The organism is Abyssogena phaseoliformis symbiont OG214, assembly GCF_016592595.1.
Classification (GTDB): domain Bacteria; phylum Pseudomonadota; class Gammaproteobacteria; order PS1; family Pseudothioglobaceae; genus Ruthia.
In genome coordinates this window covers 352,383-372,148 of the sequence record NZ_AP012977.1, presented here as the reverse complement: position 1 = coordinate 372,148, position 19,766 = coordinate 352,383, and the positions used below count along the sequence as shown (strand labels likewise).

The 19,766-nt window shown below is 36.9% G+C and carries 24 protein-coding genes, 3 tRNA genes and 6 pseudogenes; 18 read left to right on the top strand and 15 right to left on the bottom strand.

The window, feature by feature from the left end; all coding sequences use genetic code 11:
* Positions 1-33: 33 nt before the first annotated feature.
* The gene (gene waaA / locus CVPH_RS02380; RefSeq protein WP_201341912.1) at positions 34-1,290 is read left to right on the top strand and encodes a lipid IV(A) 3-deoxy-D-manno-octulosonic acid transferase; all 1,257 of its coding nucleotides are present in this window, start codon (positions 34-36) and stop codon (positions 1,288-1,290) included.
* 279 nt (positions 1,291-1,569) lie between these two features.
* Here waaA and thiC read toward each other — a convergent pair whose 3' ends face one another.
* Positions 1,570-3,438: a phosphomethylpyrimidine synthase ThiC gene (gene thiC / locus CVPH_RS02375; RefSeq protein ID WP_281064663.1), complete on the bottom strand. Its 1,869-nt coding sequence runs from the start codon at positions 3,436-3,438 to the stop codon at positions 1,570-1,572.
* Positions 3,439-3,479: 41 nt separating this feature from the next.
* On the opposite strand from thiC, the gene hemB reads away from it, so the two are divergent.
* The 3 genes from hemB (at position 3,480) to CVPH_RS02360 (ending at position 5,158) form a co-directional block, all read left to right on the top strand.
* Entirely contained in the window at positions 3,480-4,466 is a 987-nt protein-coding gene (gene hemB, locus CVPH_RS02370) for a porphobilinogen synthase (RefSeq protein WP_201341910.1), read from the top strand.
* Between the two features lie 35 nt (positions 4,467-4,501).
* Entirely contained in the window at positions 4,502-4,789 is a 288-nt protein-coding gene (locus CVPH_RS02365) for a hypothetical protein (protein ID WP_201341909.1), read from the top strand.
* Positions 4,790-5,020: 231 nt separating this feature from the next.
* A complete protein-coding gene (locus CVPH_RS02360) occupies positions 5,021-5,158 on the top strand; it encodes a hypothetical protein (protein ID WP_201341908.1) in 138 nt (45 codons plus the stop codon).
* A gap of 120 nt (positions 5,159-5,278) precedes the next feature.
* Here the strand turns inward: CVPH_RS02360 and acs are convergent, their stop codons facing one another.
* From acs to rpoZ, 12 genes and pseudogenes are all read right to left on the bottom strand, one after another.
* Positions 5,279-7,192, bottom strand: a complete 1,914-nt coding sequence (gene acs / locus CVPH_RS02355) for an acetate--CoA ligase (protein ID WP_201341907.1) — start codon at positions 7,190-7,192, stop codon at positions 5,279-5,281.
* Positions 7,193-7,257: 65 nt separating this feature from the next.
* Positions 7,258-7,956, bottom strand: coding sequence for an exonuclease domain-containing protein (locus CVPH_RS02350; protein ID WP_201341906.1), 699 nt, complete (start codon positions 7,954-7,956; stop codon positions 7,258-7,260).
* Positions 7,953-8,386, bottom strand: a pseudogene (locus tag CVPH_RS02345) (putative nucleotidyltransferase substrate binding domain-containing protein). Before CVPH_RS02345 ends, CVPH_RS02350 begins: the two are co-directional and overlap by 4 nt.
* A gap of 147 nt (positions 8,387-8,533) precedes the next feature.
* Positions 8,534-8,593 (bottom strand): hypothetical protein, encoded by a 60-nt coding sequence (locus CVPH_RS11140; protein WP_425353138.1) that lies wholly within the window; start codon positions 8,591-8,593, stop codon positions 8,534-8,536.
* Positions 8,593-8,910 carry a DUF294 nucleotidyltransferase-like domain-containing protein gene (locus CVPH_RS02335; protein ID WP_201341904.1) on the bottom strand — a complete coding sequence of 106 codons (318 nt, stop codon included), beginning with the start codon at positions 8,908-8,910 and terminating at the stop codon, positions 8,593-8,595. Before CVPH_RS02335 ends, CVPH_RS11140 begins: the two co-directional genes overlap by 1 nt.
* Positions 8,911-8,922: 12 nt before the next feature.
* On the bottom strand, positions 8,923-9,462 hold the full coding sequence (locus tag CVPH_RS02330; RefSeq protein ID WP_225879767.1) for a CBS domain-containing protein: 540 nt from the start codon (positions 9,460-9,462) through the stop codon (positions 8,923-8,925).
* A 30-nt stretch (positions 9,463-9,492) separates the two neighbouring features.
* The gene (locus CVPH_RS02325; protein ID WP_201341902.1) at positions 9,493-9,783 is read right to left on the bottom strand and encodes a hypothetical protein; all 291 of its coding nucleotides are present in this window, start codon (positions 9,781-9,783) and stop codon (positions 9,493-9,495) included.
* A gap of 2 nt (positions 9,784-9,785) precedes the next feature.
* The gene (locus CVPH_RS02320; RefSeq protein WP_201341901.1) at positions 9,786-10,034 is read right to left on the bottom strand and encodes a hypothetical protein; all 249 of its coding nucleotides are present in this window, start codon (positions 10,032-10,034) and stop codon (positions 9,786-9,788) included.
* Positions 10,034-10,261, bottom strand: coding sequence for a hypothetical protein (locus tag CVPH_RS02315; protein ID WP_201341900.1), 228 nt, complete (start codon positions 10,259-10,261; stop codon positions 10,034-10,036). The genes CVPH_RS02320 and CVPH_RS02315 overlap by 1 nt, the downstream gene beginning before the upstream one ends.
* A gap of 90 nt (positions 10,262-10,351) precedes the next feature.
* Positions 10,352-12,065: pseudogene (locus CVPH_RS02310) on the bottom strand (sodium:solute symporter family protein).
* 72 nt (positions 12,066-12,137) lie between these two features.
* A pseudogene (locus CVPH_RS11135) lies at positions 12,138-12,397 on the bottom strand (DUF4212 domain-containing protein).
* A 161-nt stretch (positions 12,398-12,558) separates the two neighbouring features.
* A complete protein-coding gene (rpoZ, locus tag CVPH_RS02300; RefSeq protein ID WP_201341899.1) occupies positions 12,559-12,891 on the bottom strand; it encodes a DNA-directed RNA polymerase subunit omega in 333 nt (110 codons plus the stop codon).
* A gap of 70 nt (positions 12,892-12,961) precedes the next feature.
* On the opposite strand from rpoZ, the gene dnaQ reads away from it, so the two are divergent.
* From dnaQ to CVPH_RS02275, 8 genes and pseudogenes are all read left to right on the top strand, one after another.
* The gene (gene dnaQ / locus CVPH_RS02295; protein ID WP_201341898.1) at positions 12,962-13,633 is read left to right on the top strand and encodes a DNA polymerase III subunit epsilon; all 672 of its coding nucleotides are present in this window, start codon (positions 12,962-12,964) and stop codon (positions 13,631-13,633) included.
* Between the two features lie 20 nt (positions 13,634-13,653).
* Complete coding sequence (locus CVPH_RS11130; RefSeq protein ID WP_281064662.1) at positions 13,654-13,881, top strand: UbiD family decarboxylase domain-containing protein; 228 nt, start codon at positions 13,654-13,656, stop codon at positions 13,879-13,881.
* Positions 13,882-14,002: 121 nt separating this feature from the next.
* The gene (locus CVPH_RS11125) at positions 14,003-14,128 is read left to right on the top strand and encodes a UbiD family decarboxylase domain-containing protein (RefSeq protein ID WP_281064661.1); all 126 of its coding nucleotides are present in this window, start codon (positions 14,003-14,005) and stop codon (positions 14,126-14,128) included.
* Positions 14,129-14,177: 49 nt separating this feature from the next.
* Positions 14,178-14,726 (top strand): annotated as a pseudogene (locus CVPH_RS11120) (UbiD family decarboxylase domain-containing protein).
* Positions 14,727-14,777: 51 nt separating this feature from the next.
* Positions 14,778-14,927: pseudogene (locus CVPH_RS11115) on the top strand (UbiD family decarboxylase); the annotation flags it as partial.
* A 243-nt stretch (positions 14,928-15,170) separates the two neighbouring features.
* A tRNA-Pro gene (locus CVPH_RS02285) sits at positions 15,171-15,247 on the top strand.
* A 52-nt stretch (positions 15,248-15,299) separates the two neighbouring features.
* Positions 15,300-15,376: transfer RNA gene (locus tag CVPH_RS02280), tRNA-Arg, on the top strand.
* A 35-nt stretch (positions 15,377-15,411) separates the two neighbouring features.
* A tRNA-His gene (locus CVPH_RS02275) sits at positions 15,412-15,487 on the top strand.
* Between the two features lie 108 nt (positions 15,488-15,595).
* On the opposite strand, the gene CVPH_RS10660 is transcribed toward CVPH_RS02275, so the two are convergent.
* Both CVPH_RS10660 and CVPH_RS11110 read right to left on the bottom strand, forming a co-directional pair.
* Complete coding sequence (locus tag CVPH_RS10660; RefSeq protein WP_281064660.1) at positions 15,596-15,943, bottom strand: Hsp33 family molecular chaperone HslO; 348 nt, start codon at positions 15,941-15,943, stop codon at positions 15,596-15,598.
* Positions 15,897-16,271: pseudogene (locus tag CVPH_RS11110) on the bottom strand (Hsp33 family molecular chaperone HslO). Before CVPH_RS11110 ends, CVPH_RS10660 begins: the two are co-directional and overlap by 47 nt.
* Positions 16,272-16,458: 187 nt before the next feature.
* Between CVPH_RS11110 and CVPH_RS02255 the strand changes: the two are divergent.
* From CVPH_RS02255 to map, 6 genes are all read left to right on the top strand, one after another.
* A complete protein-coding gene (locus tag CVPH_RS02255) occupies positions 16,459-16,689 on the top strand; it encodes a hypothetical protein (RefSeq protein ID WP_201341895.1) in 231 nt (76 codons plus the stop codon).
* A complete protein-coding gene (locus tag CVPH_RS02250) occupies positions 16,637-16,930 on the top strand; it encodes a pseudouridine synthase (protein WP_201341894.1) in 294 nt (97 codons plus the stop codon). Before CVPH_RS02255 ends, CVPH_RS02250 begins: the two co-directional genes overlap by 53 nt.
* The gene (locus tag CVPH_RS11105) at positions 16,920-17,144 is read left to right on the top strand and encodes an RluA family pseudouridine synthase (RefSeq protein WP_425353125.1); all 225 of its coding nucleotides are present in this window, start codon (positions 16,920-16,922) and stop codon (positions 17,142-17,144) included. The genes CVPH_RS02250 and CVPH_RS11105 overlap by 11 nt, the downstream gene beginning before the upstream one ends.
* Positions 17,145-17,197: 53 nt before the next feature.
* Positions 17,198-17,806: a LemA family protein gene (locus tag CVPH_RS02245; RefSeq protein ID WP_201341893.1), complete on the top strand. Its 609-nt coding sequence runs from the start codon at positions 17,198-17,200 to the stop codon at positions 17,804-17,806.
* A 150-nt stretch (positions 17,807-17,956) separates the two neighbouring features.
* On the top strand, positions 17,957-18,973 hold the full coding sequence (locus CVPH_RS02240; RefSeq protein ID WP_201341892.1) for a M48 family metalloprotease: 1,017 nt from the start codon (positions 17,957-17,959) through the stop codon (positions 18,971-18,973).
* A complete protein-coding gene (map, locus tag CVPH_RS02235) occupies positions 18,973-19,749 on the top strand; it encodes a type I methionyl aminopeptidase (RefSeq protein ID WP_201341891.1) in 777 nt (258 codons plus the stop codon). The genes CVPH_RS02240 and map overlap by 1 nt, the downstream gene beginning before the upstream one ends.
* Positions 19,750-19,766 lie beyond the last annotated feature (17 nt).

The following is a 19,766-nucleotide window of genomic DNA, read 5'->3' as shown; positions in this document are numbered from 1 at the left end:
AAATACAATGAACCGTATTATACCACTGCCAAAATGAACCGAAGTCTCTACAGCACTATAGGATATTTTTTATTACCCTTTATTATTTTAAGGTTAATGATTAAAGGCATAAAAACACCCAAATTTAGGCAAAGAATTAACGAGCGACTCGGCTTAATTGCTAAAATCCAAGTGCCTGTTATTTGGGTACATTGTGTTTCTATGGGTGAATTTAAAGCAGCTATTGTTATTATCAACCAACTTATTAAACAATACCCTAGTCATAAATTATTAATTACCACAACCACACCTACAGGCTCTGATGCAGTGATTAGTCATTATCAAAATAAGGTATTGCATCTTTATTTTCCTTATGATTTGCCACTAATTGTTAGGCGTTATATTAAAAAAATTAACCCAAAAATATGCCTACTACTAGAAACAGAAATTTGGCCTAATCTAATCCACGAACTCAACAAAAATAACATTCCAACACTGCTTATCAATGCCAGATTATCACAACGATCAAAAGAAAAATATCAAAAATTTACCGCCAATTTAATTAAGCCCACCTTAAACAAACTCACTTTGATTGCTGCTCAAAATCAAAATTCTGCTAGTCGTTTTATTGAATTAGGTGCTAAGAATAATAATGTAATCATAACTGGTAATATTAAATTTGATCAAAATACAAAGCCTGACTCAACAACAAGTAATGAGTTACAGGTGATAATTGGCAGACGTAAAGCTGTTATTTTTTCCAGCACTCACGAAGGCGAAGAGGCACAAATTATTAATGAATATTTAAAATACAAACACACCATTGATGCCTTACTTGTTATTATCCCAAGACATCCAGAACGTTTCAATGCAGTTTATAAATCAGCTAAAAATGCCAATCTTAATGTTGTTTGTCGCTCAGAAAACCAACCTGCTCAAAATGCTCAAATTCTTTTAGGTGACTCTATGGATGAAATGATGTCTTACTTTGATATTGCTGATATTGTTTTCATGGGGGGCAGTTTAAACAACACTGGCGGACATAATATGCTTGAACCTGCCGCCCTTGCCAAACCCATTATATTTGGCCCTAATGTATTTAACTTTACCGAAATATCATCAGATTTATTAAAACAAAACGCTGCCATTCAAATTCAAAACGTAGAGAGTTTATTTAAAAAAATAATGGTGCTATTAAATGATAAAAAACAATGCAAAGTATTAGGCAGTAACGCTCAACAATACCTTTATAGTAAGCAAGGTGCAGTTAAAAACACATTGCAATTAATTAAGAAATTTCTTACCTTGTGATTTTAAATTTACAATATAAAAAATGAGTTGTTGTGACACTAAAAACAATGAAAAGCAGTTATGCTACTGTTTTAATATCACTGAAAGTGCTTATATAGAAGCTATAAAACAAGGTAAAGAGAATGTCTTAAAAGGGTTTGTTGTATTTCAAACTAAACACAACTACTGTCATTGCAAAAACTTGAATCCTTCAGGTCAATGCTATTTGAAAGACTTTAAGATTTAAGACAACAGTCGAACAAATTAAGGGTCATTTTTTTAATTAAATTGACAAAAAATTTAAGCACCTTCTTTCATGTAAATTTCGCTGTCATTCTTTAAAAATTCTGCCGATTTTTTATCCATTTCTACTTGAATGGCATTAATCTTAGCGATCTCTTCTGCATCCATGGTTTTAATCTCCTGAGTAATTTTCATAGAACAAAATTTAGGGCCGCACATGGAACAAAAATGCGAGGTTTTTGCAGCTTGTTTAGGCATAGTTTCATCGTGATATTTACGTGCTGTATCTGGATCTAGACCTAAATTAAATTGGTCTTCCCATCTGAATTCAAAACGCGCTTTGGAAAGGGCGTTATCACGAATTTGTGCGCCCGGATGTCCTTTGGCCAAGTCAGCCGCATGTGCTGCAATTTTATAAGCGATAATGCCTTGCTTAACATCGTCTTGATTGGGCAAGCCTAGATGCTCTTTTGGTGTCACATAACAAAGCATGGCACAACCATACCAACCAATTTGTGCCGCACCTATGGCACTAGTAATGTGATCATAACCTGGTGCAATATCAGTCGTTAATGGACCAAGTGTGTAAAATGGTGCTTCACCGCATTCTTCTAGTTGCTTATCCATATTCTCTTTAATCATCTGCATAGGAACATGGCCAGGGCCTTCAATAAAAGTTTGCACATCATGCTTCCAAGCAATTTTGGTAAGGTCTCCCAAGGTTTCTAATTCGCCAAATTGAGCCGCATCATTAGCATCAGCAATACAGCCAGGACGTAAGCCATCGCCTAGTGAAAAGGTAACATCATATTGCTTCATAATTTCACAAATATCTTCAAAGTGTGTATAAATAAAACTCTCTGTGTGGTGTGCTAAACACCACTTTGCCATAATTGAGCCGCCACGAGAGACAATGCCTGTAATACGATTAATAGTCAGTGGCACATGTTGTAAACGTACGCCTGCATGAATGGTAAAATAATCTACCCCCTGCTCAGCTTGCTCAATTAAGGTGTCACGAAACACTTCCCAAGTTAAATCCTCAGCGATGCCATTAACTTTTTCTAATGCTTGATAAATAGGTACAGTGCCAATAGGCACAGGTGAGTTACGGATAATCCATTCACGAGTTTCATGAATATTTTTACCTGTTGAAAGGTCCATAATGGTATCTGCGCCCCAGCGAATACCCCACACCATTTTATCAACCTCTTGTTCAATACTTGAACCTAGTGCAGAATTACCGATATTGCCATTAATTTTAACCATAAAATTACGACCAATAATCATCGGCTCTGTTTCTGGATGGTTAATATTAGCAGGAATTACCGCACGCCCTCTGGCAACTTCATCGCGCACAAACTCAGGTGTGATTACATCAGGAATATTAGCACCAAAACTTTCGCCTTTATGCTGGCCAATTTGGCCTTTATATTCTTGCCATTTACAATTTTCACGAATGGCGATGTATTCCATCTCAGGCGTAATAATGCCCTGTTTAGCATAATGCATCTGTGATACATTTTTGGCATTTTTAGCACGACGTGGCACTTGTAAATGCTCAAAGCGTAGCGTATCTAACTGCGCATCATTTCGGCGTTCATTAGAAAAATTAGAACTCAGTTTGGTTAATATTTTAGTGTCATTTCGCTGTTCAATCCAAGTGGCTCTAATATTGCCAAGACCTTTACGTAAATCAATCTCGACATTAGGATCGGTGTAAACACCTGAGGTGTCATAAACATGAATAGGGGTATTTTTTTCTGCTAACTCACCAATGGTATCTGTAAGTGTAATCTCACGCATAGGTACTTGAATATCTTTGCATGACCCTTGCACATAAATCTTATTAGAACTGGGAAATGGTTTGATAAACGCCTCATTAACGTTTGACATATTTTTTAAGGTTTTGCTTGACTGGCTCATTGACGGTATAATTAATGAAAATATTAAATTGAAATTCAAAAATGGTAATTTTAACCCATAGACCACGTCGTATGAGAAAACACGCACATACCCGTAAATTAATACGTGAAAACAACCTAACAGCCAGCGATTTAATCTTTCCAATTTTTATCATTGAGGGTCAGAATAAACGACAAAGTATTGACTCAATGCCGGATATTGAGCGTTTAAGTATTGATCAATTACTAATTGAAGTGGCTGAATTGATTGAACTAGGTATTCAAGCCATCGCACTTTTCCCTGTTGTTCCAACAGAAAAAAAATCATTAGATGCACAAGAAGCATTTAATCCAGATGGCTTGGTACAACGTGCTATACACGCCGTCAAACAAAAATATTCAAACTTAGCAGTGATTACCGATGTCGCACTTGATCCATTTACCACGCATGGCCAAGATGGCTTGGCTGATGATGATGGCTATGTACTCAACGATGAAACCATTGAAGTCTTAGTCAAACAAGCCTTATCTCATGCGCAAGCTGGTAGCGATATCGTGGCACCAAGTGATATGATGGATGGGCGTATAGGTGCCATTCGTAAAGCGCTTGAAGAGAATGGGTTTATTCATACGAATATTTTGGCTTATTCTGCAAAATACGCCTCCCATTATTATGGCCCTTTTAGGGATGCCGTTGGCTCTTCGGCTAATTTAGACTCATCTAGCAAAGAGACTTACCAAATGGACCCTGCTAATTCTAATGAAGCAATTCGTGAAGCGGGTTTAGATATTGATGAAGGTGCGGATATGGTCATGATTAAACCTGGGTTGCCCTACTTAGATATTGTTTATCGAGTCAAGCAAACCTTTGGTATCCCTACTTTTGCTTATCACGTCAGTGGTGAATATGCCATGTTAAAAGCGGCTGCACAAAATAATTGGCTCAAGGAAGAGCAAGTGGTGTTAGAAACTTTGTTGGCGTTCAAGCGTGCTGGTGCTGATGGTATTTTAACTTATTATGCCAAGCAAGCTGCTAAATGGCTAAAGTAAGAATATTATATATCTTAATTTTTTGAGGCGTTATTATGGAAAATAAATCATTATTTAGCTCAATTGTTTTAACCATCGCTTTGATTGTTGGTTATTTTATCCACAATAGCCAAGTCATTAAACTTAACAATGAAATCAGCAGTCTTACACAAGAATACAACACTAAGCTTATAGCACTTCAACCTAATAATGCTAGGCAAATTACCAAATCTTCTGCCACCACGAGCAGTACAAATGCATTGGAAAGTCTCAATAACCAGCTAATTAAAACGCGTTCAGCATTAAAAAAAGCACAAGATAAGCTTTCATTGGCAAACCAGTAAAGGTCATATTTTAAATGATGAAATTTTACAAATAAATGACGCAAGATCCAAGGTAAAAACTTTAAAAAGTTCACTAACTTCAGTTCAAGAAAAATTACAAATCTCTGATGAAAGACTTAAATATTTAAAAAGTATCTTTGAAGAGCAAAATAAAAATACAGTCACAAAAAGCATTGCCCGCATTAAAAATTAAAAGAAACCTCAACAGGCATTACTATAACAGGGCTTATTGTGCCTGCTATTGGTGTGACAACCTTAATCTCTTACACTGCTGAAGAAGTACAAAACTACTGTGATAATATTAAAAATACCATGGGCTTAGAATACAAAGTATTTGGCAAAGTTATTTCATTAGATAACGACATGTAAACGAGTTACCATCAACAATGCATGGCATGCTAAGTTTTAAAGATAAAATCAAACAAAGTTTTCAGAAAGTGCTAATTGTTGAATAACGCCATTTACAAACAATAGTAATCTATTTTAGTCTTAAACCACTCTATTTTTAATCAAATCTTCAACAACTTTTGACTCTGCCAAGGTTGAAGTATCGCCCAAATTATCATAATCATTTTGTGCAATTTTTCTTAAAATTCTACGCATAATTTTACCACTGCGTGTTTTTGGCAAACTTGGTGCAAATTGAATTTTATCTACCGTAGCAATAGGTCCAATTTCACGGCGTACTAATTTAACCAATTCAGCTTTAAGCTCATCTGTTGATTCAACGTCATTCATAATTGATACATAAGCATAAATACCCTGGCCTTTAATATCGTGAGGATAGCCCACCACTGCAGCCTCTGAAACACCATCATGCAAAACCAGTGCAGATTCAATCTCTGCTGTACCTAGGCGATGTCCGGAAATATTAAGTACATCATCTACGCGTCCAGTAATCCAATAATAACCATCAGCATCGCGCCTAACACCATCACCTGTAAAGTACTTACCTGGAAAAGTGGAAAAATAAGTCTCCATAAAACGCTGATGATTGTTATACAAAGTGCGCATTTGCCCTGGCCAAGACTTTGCTAGTACTAAAATACCCTCGGCTTCACCTGTTAATATTTCACCTTTTTCATTCACAACTTGTGGCTCAATACCAAAAAATGGCTTGCTGACTGACCCTGGCTTAAGTGCAGTTGCATAAGGCAAAGGTGTAATCATATGGCCGCCTGTTTCTGTTTGCCACCAAGTATCAACAATAGGGCACTTGCCTTTTCCAATAGTGTGATAATACCATTCCCACGCTTCAGGATTAATAGGCTCGCCAACCGTGCCCAAAATACGTAAACTTGAACGTAAGGTATTAATAACATGTTCATCGCCAGCACCCATTAGTGCGCGAATTACTGTCGGTGCAGTGTAAAAACTATTGACTTGATGTTTGTCAATAACTTGCCAAAAACGTGAGGCATCAGGATAAGTTGGAATGCCTTCAAACATTAATGTGGTTGCGCCATTTGCAAGTGGTCCGTAAACAATGTAGGAATGCCCTGTTACCCAACCAACATCTGCTGTACACCAATATATGTCGCCTTCTTGATAATCAAAAACATATTGATGCGTCATCGCAGCATAAAGCAAATAGCCGCCTGAGGTATGCAACACGCCTTTGGGCTTTCCAGTGGAACCAGAAGTGTAAAGGATAAATAGCGGTGTTTCAGCATCAAATGACTCACATGGACATTCAGCTGAAACATCAGCAACTAAATCATGGTACCAAACATCTCTATCATTCCAATTAACATCATCACCTGTGCGCTTTACCACAATCACTTTGTCAACGCAATCGCACTCACTAACTGCTTGATCAACATTTGCCTTTAACGCGGTAGCTTTACCGCCGCGCATGCCCTCATCAGCGGTAATAACAATCTTACACTCAGAGTCTAGAATTCTATCTTTTAATGCTTCTGGTGAAAAGCCGCCAAATACCACAGAGTGAATGGCACCAATACGAGCACAAGCCAACATAGCGTAACTTGCTTGTAAAATCATCGGCATATAAATACAAACTCGATCGCCTTTTTCAACCCCTAATGCTTTAAGACCGTTACTAAGTTTTGCCACCTCATCATGAAGTTGTTGATAAGTAATATGTTGACTCGCCTCAGGGTCATCACCTTCCCAAATAATGGCTGTTTGGCTTGCACGCTTTGGTAAGTGCCTATCAATGCAGTTGTAAGCAACATTTAACTCGCCACCCTTAAACCACTCAATTTGACCTTTTGTATAATCAACGTTGGAGACCTGCGTCCAATCCTTATCCCAATCTAGGAATACTTTGGCTTGTTGCGCCCAAAATGAATCACTATCATCAATTGAATTTTGATACATTAATTCATAAGTTGCCTCATCACATATGGGTGGCTTACTGGGTTTGATAATTGGATACATAGTGGTTGATTTAAGAAGTAAAAAAGTTAATCATACCTAGAAAACTACGTTCAGACACATCATTTTTAAATAATCAATTCGCCCAATTTGATGGTGTCAATACTACCCATATAAGCCACTTGGGCTAAAAACAACTCTGCTGTTGAAATGGCGTCTTGCATGGTATTATGAGCTTTATAATGAGTCAAGTTGTATTGACTTCTAAGTGAAAACAATCTTAAACTCTCGGCATTAATGTGGGTTTGATTAGCGGTGCGTTTTCTGGTTTCAATTTTTGAAGTATCTAGTATTCTCATTGGTAAGTTGTCAAAATGGTATAGTTGCCAACATGCTTCGTTAATAAAACTTTTTTCAATATTATCAAAGTGCACAATAACGACTCTATTTGTCATTGCTTGAAATAAATCAGTCATCATATGAGAAAACGTTAACCCTTGAGAAACCTCATCATCAGTGAGTTGATGAATGCCAACATTTTGCTCAGTTAATAAACGTTTAGGCTTGACCAAAACATGAGTACTGTCTTTTAAAGATAAATGCAAATCCTTAATCAAAGTGTACCCCATACTAACAATTCTATCTTGTTTAGCACTCAACCCCGTAGTTTCAAAATTAAACACTAAAAATTCAATGGTTTTAATCAGTGTTTGCTTGCTAATAATAGGGTGAGACAAATAATGTTTTAGTGCATTAGGCAATTCATCATTATTGAGCAAATATTGGCGGTATTTTTCTGGGAAAAGACGATAAATATTTTCAATCATAGCAAAGCAGTTTTATATTGAGAAACCATCGCACTTTGCATTTGTTCCACAATATGAAAAGCATCTTTAAAATGTTTTTTATCCAGTGAAGATATCTCTTCAGGCAGTACATAATTATCCACATCACGTCCCTCTTTAATTTGGCGCATCTGATGTTTAATACGCACAAAATTAATAAACTATACGCCTCAATTAAATCTCTACCGCCTGAACCACTCAAGCCTTTTTGGTCAATTAGTTCTCTAAGCCTATCCTGCGTATTAACTACAGATACCGCTGATGACAAAGCATAAACCCGAGCAAAATCAATAATCGGCACAACGCCTTTTGTTTTCAAATTGAGTGCTTTATGATTGAGTCCATTTTTATCTAAAATAAAATGACGAAAAAATCCTAGTGGTGGTTGGTAATGCTGTGCATTACTAGCCATATAAGATTGAAAAATGGCGTTTTTTCGAGTTTTATCTAACATGCCAGATAATAGCGCCTTTAATAAAGAAGAGTCGCCATAAATACACTTCATATAAAAGAAAATACTGGCATACATTAAAGCTTTAGGTTTAGGCGATTCAATCCACTAATTAAAATAAGATTGCCACACGGATAAAGGCTGGCGCCGTTTTTGATTAGTCGCCATCACTTCTCCTGGACAGTAAACATAGCCACATGCATTTTAATGCCATCGCACACATACTTAGCAAGTTTAACAAAATAATCACCCTGTATTTTGGGCTGGAAATCATCATTAATAATTAACAAATTATCCTGATCAGAATGTATAGTTTGTTCTGATCTTGCCAATGAACCAGCCACCACCCATGCATAAGCTACTGGCGCTTGACCAAGGTGTTCCTCAGCCTGTTTTAATAATTGTTGATTAATGGCGCGCCCTATTGAACTGATAGAATAAGCAATGTCATGTTCATCTGCATTAGCATCCAGCGTATTGACCAATAGCAAAGGCACTTATTTGGAAATTTTAACCAATTGTTCAAGCGTGGCTGCACAATGAATTTCATTAATTAAAAATACCACATTATGGCTTTGTTTTCTTAATAAATCTGCTATCGTTACTACGCCAACTACTTGTTTGTTTTTAATAATGAACAAGTGCCTAATTTGCGCATTTGCCATTAACAGCATAGCCTCCATACCGCTTTTATAATGCGCAATAGAAATAGGGTCAGGCTTCATGGTATTCTCAACAGGACTACTATAATCAATGTTCTGAGCCACAACTTTGGTGCAAAATGCCCTGTCAGTAACAATACCACACAATTTTTGCTGATGAGTAATCATCACCGAAGTTACATGATGTTGGGTCATTAATTCCGCCACTTGATTAACACTGGTTTGCTTGTCAAGCAAGTAAGCATTGTTAGCTTTAGACATTGATAACACCAAACTGTCTAATAAATTTTGCTGAGTTGTATTTTGATTTTTAAGACTCACCAAAAAGCCATTTTCTAAGTAAAAATTACCCACATCAGATTGCTCTGAAAACAAGTCAAAAAAGTATGCCTTTAGTATTCGATACTACAAAGTATCTTCTTTGCAAATATGTTGATACAGTACTAATTGAGCATTGTAGCCAAACCATTCTCTTTCCCCAAATATTTCAAATAATCGTTCATTATCATCTTCTATTTGGATAGCGCCTTTACGAACAAGATATAAAAATCGGGGTTTGATTGTTAGAATATAATCCCGTTTTCGATAACCTATCTCAATCTCTCTAGCCAAACTAGCAAGTTGCGTCTGGGTAGCATTATTTAGAGGTAAGGTAGATTTAAGAAAATCAATAACCTCCAGTGCTTCTATTTCCATGACTAATAAGGCTTATCTTTATCAATGATAACAGCGGGCACTTCAGTGTAAAAAGTAGCACCATTAACTGAAATAACAAGTTGTAAATAATCAAACTTATTAACTTCTACTGCTCTCGTTTTCCATAACATGCGATTTTCCTCAACCCAATTTGCAGGTATTGATAGTGAATCGTCACCACGCTGATTAACCAATGCAAAATTAATTCCTTCAGGGGCTTTTAGAGGCAATAAAAAATTGAGCCTTGCCATCAAGCTTGACGCTTTGGTGTAATTGAAATTTTAAAATCACCATTAACTAAATCACATTGCCCGCTTTCCCAGCGACAATTAGGTTTAACCAGCATTTTATACAATTCACCCTGTTGAGCTTTATGAGGCACTTCAGATACATAATAATCAACCGCAAAATAACTGATAATTACCGAAATCGGTGCAATAATCATAGCGGTAATAACGTGTTTATTTTTAATAAACATAATTTTGATTTTATGCCTTCTTTAAAGAAATAATGTGGATAAAAAAAAATGCCCAGCAGTACTGGGCATTTAGAACAAATTTAAACAGTATTAGTTATGAGAGGGGACACGAATGTTCTCAATCATTTCTTCAACCTCTTTAGGTACTGGTGCTGTACGACTCATTACAAGAAAGGCAACCACAAAGTTAACTGCTGCACCAATCGCACCAAAGGCATTAGGCTCAATCCCTAAGAACCAATTCGGATCCATGTCTCCTAAGAATGAAGTGGATTGCACAAACATAATGCCTTTATGTTGGAACACATAAAGTAAGGTCACGCCAATGCCTGATAACATACCGGCAATCGCACCTTCTTTATTCATCTTCTTAGAGAAAACACTCATCATCAATGCCGGGAAAATACTAGATGCTGCCAATCCCAAGGCAAGTGCCACCGTGCCTGCTGCAAAGTCTGACGGGTTAAAACCAAAATAACCTGCCACAGCAATTGCACCAGCCATTAATACTCGACTATACAAAAACTCTTTCTTATTCAGTAATTTCTGGATGCCACACGCCCTTGAGTAAATCGTGCGAAATCGATGAAGCAATTGCTAATAATAGATCAGCTGCTGTTGATAACTCCGCTGCCAAACCAACAGCTGCCACAATAGCAATCACCCAATTAGGCAGACCTGTAATTTCAGGATTAGCTAGTACCATGATATCTCTATCAACTTTAACCATTTCGTTAACCGCTTTGTCACCCGTATATTGAATCAAACCATCATTATTTTTATCCTCAAACTTTAACAAACCTGTTTTTTCCCAATTCTTAAACCAAGAAGGACGATCAGCATAAGCCAAATTATGTGCTTGATCTAGCTGGTCAATAGTGGTCATTAAGTTTAATCTTGCCATGGCAGCAACTGCTGGTGCAGTTGTGTAAAGAATAGCAATAAATAATAATGCCCAACCTGCAGACTCACGAACTGCTTTAACCGAAGGTACAGTAAAAAATCGCATAATAACATGAGGCAAGCCTGCTGTGCCAATCATAAGCGATAAGGTACAAACAAACATGTTTGTCAAGCTTAATCTTACTTGCATGGTATATTCAGCAAACCCTAACTCGGTCACTACTTGGTCAACTTTATCAAGCAAATAAACCCCATCTGCCATTTCACTACCCAAACCTAACTAAGGAATAGGATTGCCTGTTAACATAAATGAGATAAAAATTGCTGGAATGGTGTAAGCAATAATCATAATGACGTACTGAGCAATTTGCGTATAAGTAATGCCTTTCATGCCGCCCATAACTGCATAAACAAAAACAATTGCCATACCTGTTATTAATCCAGTTTCGTAATCAACCTCTAAGAATCTAGAAAACGCCGCGCCAATACCTTTCATTTGACCAATCACATGAGTAACCGAGGCAATAATCAAGCAAATCACCGCAACGACACATGCGGTTTTTGAATAATAACGATCAGAAATAAATTCGGGCACTGTAAATGAGCCATGTTTTCTTAAATAAGGGGCGAGTAACATCGCTAATAAGACATAGCCGCCCGTCCAACCCATTAAAAATACCGAACCGCTATAACCATAACCATAACCATAACCATAACCATAACCATAACCATAACCATAACCATAACCATAAAAGGCAATTAAGCCCGCCATGGATATGAATGATGCAGTATCCATCCAATCTGCCGCTGTTGCCATACCATTAACAATCGGATGAATGTCGCCACCAGCCATATAGAACTCAGCCGTAGTGCCTGCCTTTGCCCAGAAGGCAATACCAATGTAGAGGGCAAAAGTCGCTCCTACAAATAAAAAAGTTAGTGTTTACAAATCCATAATATTCTCCCCTTAATCCTATTTTTCATGCACGTTGAACCGCTCATCAATTTGATTCATTTTCTTAGCATAATAAAAAATAAAAATGACAAAAGTATAAATAGAGCCTTGTTGCGCAAACCAAAATCCTAATTTATACCCACCTAGTTTAACTAAATTTAGCACATCAACAAACGCAATGCCAAATAAGTATGAAACTACGAATCAAACACTTAAACACTTAAACACTTAACAATCAGTGCTATATTGGCCTTCCAATAATCACTATTTTTTGTCATGCCCTCTCCCCTTTTTTTATTAAAATCAAATAAATTAAAAATGCATAGTACAACAATAAAGAAACAATTGTTAACTGTCACATGTTACTAACTATAGATAACAAGTTTTTTAGACAAAAAAAATGACGCAAGCACGTCATTTTTAAGCAATTAAGCGCTAATTATTGCTCAATTTCTGTCATCTTATCAGTAACCTTATCAACCACTGCTGTTGATAGTTCATCTTCAATTTCAGACATCTTTGCGCTATCCGCCACTTTTTGCTGTGCTGATAATTGCTCTTCTATTTCATGAGTTTCGCTTAAAATTGAAGCATCAATAAGTCCTGCCTCAATCTCTCTTAATGCCACTACTGTTGGCTTGTCTTTGCCTGCATCTAATAGTGGTTTATAACCACCAGAACTTAATTGATGTGCACGCTTTGCTGCAACTAATACTAACTCAAAGCGATTTTCTACATGTTCTAAACATTCTTCAACTGTTACTCTTGCCATAATATTTACAATTTTACTTATGATAAAATCAAATAATTTTACACGAAAAAACAAGTTCAAGGAATATTCGATGGAAAGACTAATTGTACTAGATACTGAGACCACGGGCATTGAACCTTCTGAAGGTCATCGCATCATTGAAATTGGTTGTACAGAAATTGTAGACAGGCAAATCACTGAAAATAATGAATATCATGAGTACATACAACCCAGTCGTAATGTTGGCGATTCAGTACGAATTCATGGCATTACTGATAAATTCTTAACAGATAAGCCTAAATTTGAAGCCGTTGTTAAAACGTTTTTAACCTATATTGAAGGCGCAACACTTATCATTCACAATGCCCCATTTGACCTTGGTTTTCTAAACCATGAACTTAAACTTATGGGCATTGATGAGCGCATTGAGGATAAATGTAGCATTATTGATTCATTAGAACTCTCTAAACAACAACGACCTGGTACATTGCACAATCTCGATTCCTTGTGCCGACGATTTGAAATCGACTCAAGTGCGAGAACTGTACATGGCGCACTACTAGATGCGAAAATTCTAGCACAAGTTTATCTGGCAATGACTGGTGGGCAATCTACTTTATTTGGCAATGAACAAATTGCCAACAAGCAAGTCAATAATACTAATAATATTATTCGAGTAGAGCGTGCTATTGGCAAAATCAAAGTTGTTTATGCAAATGAACGAGAACTGGCAGCGCATACAAGTTACTTTGAAAAAATTTAATTAATTTAAGGCGATCATCAATGCAATATCAAGATTTACGAGAATTTATCACTGAATTAGAAAAACAAGGGCAGCTCAAACGCATTCAAACACAAGTTGATGCCCATTTAAAAATTACTGAGATTTGTCGCCGAACACTGGATAAACAAGGCCCTGCACTTTTGTTTGAAAATGTTAAAAATTCAAACATGCCAGTATTGGCAAATTTATTTGGTACGACAAAACGTGTTGCTACCGCTATGGGATAAAAAGACTTAATTGCATTAAGAGAATTGGAAAAACTATTGGCTGAATTAAAACAACCTAAACCACCCCAAGGGATTTAAAGATGCCATTGAAAAATTACCCGCGCTAAAAAAAGTACTCAATATGCCTGTTAAATTGGTTAAAAAAGGTCAGTGCCAAGCGATGGTTATTAAGGGAGATGAGGTTGATTTATCTAAATTACCCATTCAGACTTGTTGGCCTAAAGACGCCGTACCACTACTTACTTGAGGACTAACCATCACCCAAAGAACCATATAAAAAACGGCAAAATTTAGGCATTTATCGCCAACAAGTTCTTGGAAAAAACAAACTCATTATGCGTTGGCTGTCGCATCGTGATGGTACGCTTGATTTTAAAGACTGGTGTGAAGAAAATCCCAACGAGCCTTTTCCAGTTGCTGTGGCACTTGGGGCTGATCCCGCTACAATATTAGCAGCAGTTACCCCGATTCCTGATACATTAAGTGAATAATTATTGCGAGGCAAAAAACCAAAGTTTGCACGTATCTAGGCAATGATTTACAAGTCCCTGAAAATGCTGAAATTATCTTAGAAAGGTGTTATCCATCCAAATGAGATGGTAAATGAAGGTCCTTTGGGTGACCACACTGGTTATTATAACGAAGTAGAAAAATTTCCTGTTTTCACAGTGCAAAGAATAACTACCAGAACTAACCCGATTTATCACTCCACCTATACAGGCAAACCTATTGATGAATCTGCTGTATTAGGTGTGGCACTAAATGAAGTGTTTGTACCGCTTTTACAACAGCAGTTTCCAGAAATTATAGACTTTTACTTACCGCCTGAAGCTTCCTCATATTAGAATGGCAATTGTCAGCATCAAAAACAATATCCAGGGCATGCCAAACGTGTAATGATGGGTGGGTCGTTCTTACGTCAGTTTATGTATACCAAGTTTGTGATTGTCGTTGATGATGATATTGACGTTAAAAATTAGCAAGAAGTGATTTGGGTATTAAGCACACGTGTTGACCCAAGTCGTGATACTACTTTAGTTGACAATACGCCCATTGATTATCTTGATTTTGCCTCACCAGTTTCTGGTCTTGGTTCAAAATGGGCATTGATGCGACTAATAAACTTGTTGGTGAAACCAATCGAGAATGGGGGGAGCCTATTGAAATGGACAAAAGCGTAATACAAAAAATTGATGCCATTTAGCATGAATTAGGGATTGACTAGTTACAAACCATCGGCAATTTAACCATTTACATTTCAATTTAACAAAGTATAATTATCGTTTTTTCGGAGTGTAGCGCAGTTTGGTAGCGTATCTGGTTTGGGACCAGGTGGTCGGGGGTTCAAATCCCTCCACTCCGACCAAAAAAATACCTTGCATTTAGAGCGCTTTAATAACGACCTTTTTTTGGTATATGCGCCCATAGCTCAGTTGGATAGAGCAACGGCCTTCTAAGCCGTAGGTCACACGTTCGAATCGTGTTGGGCGTACCACTTCAAGGCAAAAAAGCCCGAAGTAATAGTTTATGGCGGGAATAGCTCAGTTGGTAGAGCCCCGGATTGTGATTCCGGTTGTCGCGGGTTCAAACCCCGTTTCTCGCCCCATCTTAGCTTTTGCAATATTTTTTACACGTTCAATTAGAAAATATTTTATCTAAATCACTCTCATCAAAAAATAAGTGCACATTGCATATTTCATTATGAATAGCAATTTCACCGTATTCTTTTAAGTAAGTCTCTAGCGTTTTTTTCGCCTAAATTGAAGATAATTTTTTCAAATTTTTCTCTATCTTGCTGGCACTCATATTCAATTTTATCTTCTTCAAACAATGTCACCATTTCTTCATGAAACAGCTTATGCAATAGAGATTTTACAGGTAGTTCGCATAATTCTGTATGAGTAATGGTATTTGCTAATAACAATATTCTCTCCCAGTCTTCGTTGACTATTTTACTTGCTATCTGGCATTTTTTGAACCAACATGGTTGATAAATTATCTTGATTTGATGATATCTAAATCTTGGATGCCAATTGATCTGACTGAGAAAAATAATCTTCAAATATTTGTATCAACCCTTTTGAATTAATGGGCACTAATGACCGAAAATTACGCTTAGTTTGTGCATTATATAAGGTGACAACGATTTTCCTTTTGCCTAAAATTTGACCAAAGTTATATCGTGCTCATCAATAACACCACTCACTTTAACCATGCCGCGTATCTTAAAATCATCGTTCACCTCAACCAGCAACAAACTAATTACACCCCCTTTGAAGCTGTATGGTGATTTTGCCTTTATGCTTCATGCCGTTTGCCAATATGATTGCCAGTGCACTCAATTCACCAAATAGCTGCTTAACCATTTTAGAATAGCCGCGGTTTTCAATTATCTACTGCCAAGGTCTATTGATTGATAAATACTGCCTACGGATGTCTAACTCTTTGAATAAAAATTATGCACGACACGATTGAGAAAAAAATTATCATTAAAAATGACAATCAATTATTACTTTATGCTTTAGTGACTGCTACTGCTTTATCAAAACAAGCCTTAAAATCAGCACTGTAAGAGTTGTGTGGCTTAAAACTGACAAAAAAATCAACCGAGTAAGACGTGTGAAAAAACCACTCAAAATTGGCAATGAGGTTTTTATTTACTTTAATGAAAAAAATTTATCTTCAGTAGCAACGCCACCAAAATTATTATTAGACAAACAAGATTACAGTATTTGGTTTAAACCAGCAGGCGTGTTTGCCCAAGGTTCAAAGTGGGAAGACCACTGCACACTCACAAGAACTGGTTGAAAAATCTTTAAATCCTCATAGTTTTTTAGTACATAGGCTTGACAGAGCAACCAGTGGGCTGATGATTATTGCTCATACAAAAATAACAGCACGAAATTTGTCTGGCATGCTTGCCAAGCGACAAATTAAAAAAACGTATGTTGCTATTGTTAAAGGGAAATTTTCAAATAGCGCCATCACATTGGATGAAAAAATTGACAAAAAAGACGCACTAAAATTTTACAACTTTAGTGGCGCATAATCATAATAAACCCTTATTAGAAATCAATATAAAAACAGGCAGGAAACACCAAATAAGAAAGCATTTAAGCGGCTATGGCTGCCCAATCATTGGTGACAGACTTTATAACAAAACTGAGAAAGTGCACGTGGAAGATTTACGACCCCAAGCAATTTCACTTAAATTTATTTGCCCTATTGAATTAAAAGGAAACGAAAGACTTGAATTTAAATAATGATACCCTTATATAATTATCATCGATATTGATTAATTTTTAGGGAGTTTAAGATGGAATATTTAACACAGAACTGGTTACTGATTATAATTATGGTTGTTTTACTTATTTGGGTTGTCAGTATTTATAACAGCTTGGTTTCTTACAAAACCCAGTATCAAAATGGCTTTGAGCAAATTTCAGTACAACTTAAACGACGCTTAGACTTGATTGGCAATTTAGTTGATGTTGCTAAAAAATACATGGAACATGAAAGGGAAACGTTAACTGCTGTTACTGAAGCTAGAGCAGGACTGATACAAGCCAACGAAGTGGCGCAAAAAAACCCAGGTGAGGCAAGTGCCATGGCAAATTTAGCCAGTTCTCAGATTGCATTGGACAATGCAATGGGTGGTTTTAATTTAAAAATGGAAGCCTATCCTGATTTAAAAGCAAGCGAAAATATGATGCAACTAAGTGAGGAAATGACCACCACAGAAAATCGCATTGCCAGTGCTCGACAGGGCTATAACGACTTGGTTCAAAAGTTTAATGAGTACAAAAAATCATTTCCCAATGTATTATTTACCGGTGTATTTGGCTTTGGTGTGGATGCGCTAAATTTAGAATTTAGCGAAAGTATGGCACAATTAAACCAAGCGCCTAAAGACTTGTTTGCTTAAGGGTGCATCAAGAAACCCCAACACAATTTATACCGATGGTAGGTCTCACACTGAAATACATAAAACAGCACTTTTTTCTATCCTTCAAAGGAGTACTAAAAAGAGTGCGCCTCCTAAATCGCACTAGAGTTTCTGGAGGCGTCCTTAACAATGGATTTTAGGGAGCATCAAGATAAAGCCAAAAAAAACACGTTAATCATTTGGATTTTATACCTTGTTTTATTGCTAATTTCATCTATATTGATTGGCTATACTTTGTTTGTTGGTCTCAATTTAGCACAGTTTTATCAGCCTGAATATCAACAATACAGCTTTGGTGAAAAGTTCATTGCTGCCAATCAAATCGTCTTTCAAAATCAAGAGCAATTGTTCGGTTTTTTAGGGTTTTCACTAGTGGCATTATTGGCAATGCTGAGTGCCACTGTATTTGGTTTTTTTCAAAAATCAAATGGGCATAAAGTCGCACTCGCCTTTGGTGGCAAACTAATTAGTGATGAAGACAAACTGTCAATTGAGGAAAAACAAGCGCTTAATATAATTGCTGAACAAGCTTTAGCAGCTAACATTTCTGCCCCTGCCTTATACATCATCCCGGATAATGCCATTAACGCCTTTGCTGCAGGAAAAACCACTCAAGAAGCAATTGTTGCCATTACTCAAGGCTCAATAGCAAGTTTTAATCGCACTCAATTATCTGGCGTCATTGCTCATGAAATTGGGCATATTGTCAACCATGACATCAAACTTAATATTCAAATCAGTGCCTTTGTGTTTGGCTTTACTGCACTATTTTTCCTCGCTAGGATGATATTTTACCAAGCCGCTTATAATCACCGTATAGATGGTCGAGCAAAATTAGTATTATTTACAATCGCTGCTATCATTGCATTAATTGGGATAATGACGGTTTGGTTCGGGCGTATTTTACAAGCAGCAATGTCACGCCAACGCGAATACTTGGCTGATGCTTCTGCTGTTCAATTTACTCGTTATCCTAATGGCCTGGTTGAGGCATTTGAGGTTATGCAAAATGGTGGCAAAACCAAACTTGAGAATCCCAATGCTAAAGAGTACGCCCATGCCATGTTGTTTGGTATGGGGGGTGAATTGTTTGCCACACATCCACCGCTAGATAAGCGTATTAAAAGAATTCAAAATAGAATCTGATGTCAATAGCCATTAAATCAAAAGATGATATTGAAAAAATGCGTGTGGCTGGGTGCTTAGCAGCTAATGTCATTAACATGATATCGCCTTATGTTAAGGCCGGCATTAGTACTGATGAGTTGGACAAAATTTGCCATGATTATATTGTTAATCAGCAAAGTGCTATTGCTGCACCACTTAACTATCACGGCTTTCCAAAATCTATTTGTACCAGTGTTAATCATGTGGTTTGCCACGGCATTCCTGGAGATAAGAGACTTAAAAAAGGGGACATAGCTAACATTGATATCACCATTATTAAAAATGGCTTTCATGGCGACACTTCAAAAATGTTCATCATTGGTAAATCTAGTGTCAAAGCGCAACGCATTTGTAGAATTGCACAAGAATGTTTATATATCGGCATTAAACAAGTAAAGCCTGGTGTTCATTTGGGTGAAATTGGCAAGGCAATTGATACTCATGCAAATAAAAATAATTGCGCCGTAGTGCGCGATTATTGTGGGCATGGCATTGGAACTGAGTTTCACGCTGAACCTCAAGTGGTTCATTATGATGATGGAAAATCAGATATTAGCCCAATCCTTGAAGCGGGTATGGCTTTTACAATTGAGCCTATGATTAATCTAGGTGGATTTGAAGTTATCACTTCTAAAGTCGATAACTGGACAGTAACCACAAAAGACCGCACGCTTTCTGCACAATGGGAGCACACTATCTTAGTCACGCAAAATGGATGCGAAATCTTAACACTCAGAGATGAAGAGTCGGTATAAAAATAGTGCGGTGCTTG

Bases quoted from the DNA above. Each gene is read 5' to 3' on its own strand.
- waaA (WP_201341912.1), top strand. From the start codon at position 34: ATGAACCGAAGTCTCTACAGCACTATAGGATATTTTTTATTACCCTTT.
- thiC (WP_281064663.1), bottom strand. From the start codon at position 3,438: ATGAGCCAGTCAAGCAAAACCTTAAAAAATATGTCAAACGTTAATGAG.
- hemB (WP_201341910.1), top strand. From the start codon at position 3,480: ATGGTAATTTTAACCCATAGACCACGTCGTATGAGAAAACACGCACAT.
- CVPH_RS02365 (WP_201341909.1), top strand. From the start codon at position 4,502: ATGGAAAATAAATCATTATTTAGCTCAATTGTTTTAACCATCGCTTTG.
- acs (WP_201341907.1), bottom strand. From the start codon at position 7,192: ATGTATCCAATTATCAAACCCAGTAAGCCACCCATATGTGATGAGGCA.
- CVPH_RS02350 (WP_201341906.1), bottom strand. From the start codon at position 7,956: ATGATTGAAAATATTTATCGTCTTTTCCCAGAAAAATACCGCCAATAT.
- CVPH_RS02325 (WP_201341902.1), bottom strand. From the start codon at position 9,783: ATGGAAATAGAAGCACTGGAGGTTATTGATTTTCTTAAATCTACCTTA.
- CVPH_RS02320 (WP_201341901.1), bottom strand. From the start codon at position 10,034: ATGGCAAGGCTCAATTTTTTATTGCCTCTAAAAGCCCCTGAAGGAATT.
- CVPH_RS02315 (WP_201341900.1), bottom strand. From the start codon at position 10,261: ATGTTTATTAAAAATAAACACGTTATTACCGCTATGATTATTGCACCG.
- rpoZ (WP_201341899.1), bottom strand. From the start codon at position 12,891: ATGGCAAGAGTAACAGTTGAAGAATGTTTAGAACATGTAGAAAATCGC.
- dnaQ (WP_201341898.1), top strand. From the start codon at position 12,962: ATGGAAAGACTAATTGTACTAGATACTGAGACCACGGGCATTGAACCT.
- CVPH_RS11130 (WP_281064662.1), top strand. From the start codon at position 13,654: ATGCAATATCAAGATTTACGAGAATTTATCACTGAATTAGAAAAACAA.
- CVPH_RS11125 (WP_281064661.1), top strand. From the start codon at position 14,003: ATGCCTGTTAAATTGGTTAAAAAAGGTCAGTGCCAAGCGATGGTTATT.
- CVPH_RS02245 (WP_201341893.1), top strand. From the start codon at position 17,198: ATGGAATATTTAACACAGAACTGGTTACTGATTATAATTATGGTTGTT.
- CVPH_RS02240 (WP_201341892.1), top strand. From the start codon at position 17,957: ATGGATTTTAGGGAGCATCAAGATAAAGCCAAAAAAAACACGTTAATC.
- map (WP_201341891.1), top strand. From the start codon at position 18,973: ATGTCAATAGCCATTAAATCAAAAGATGATATTGAAAAAATGCGTGTG.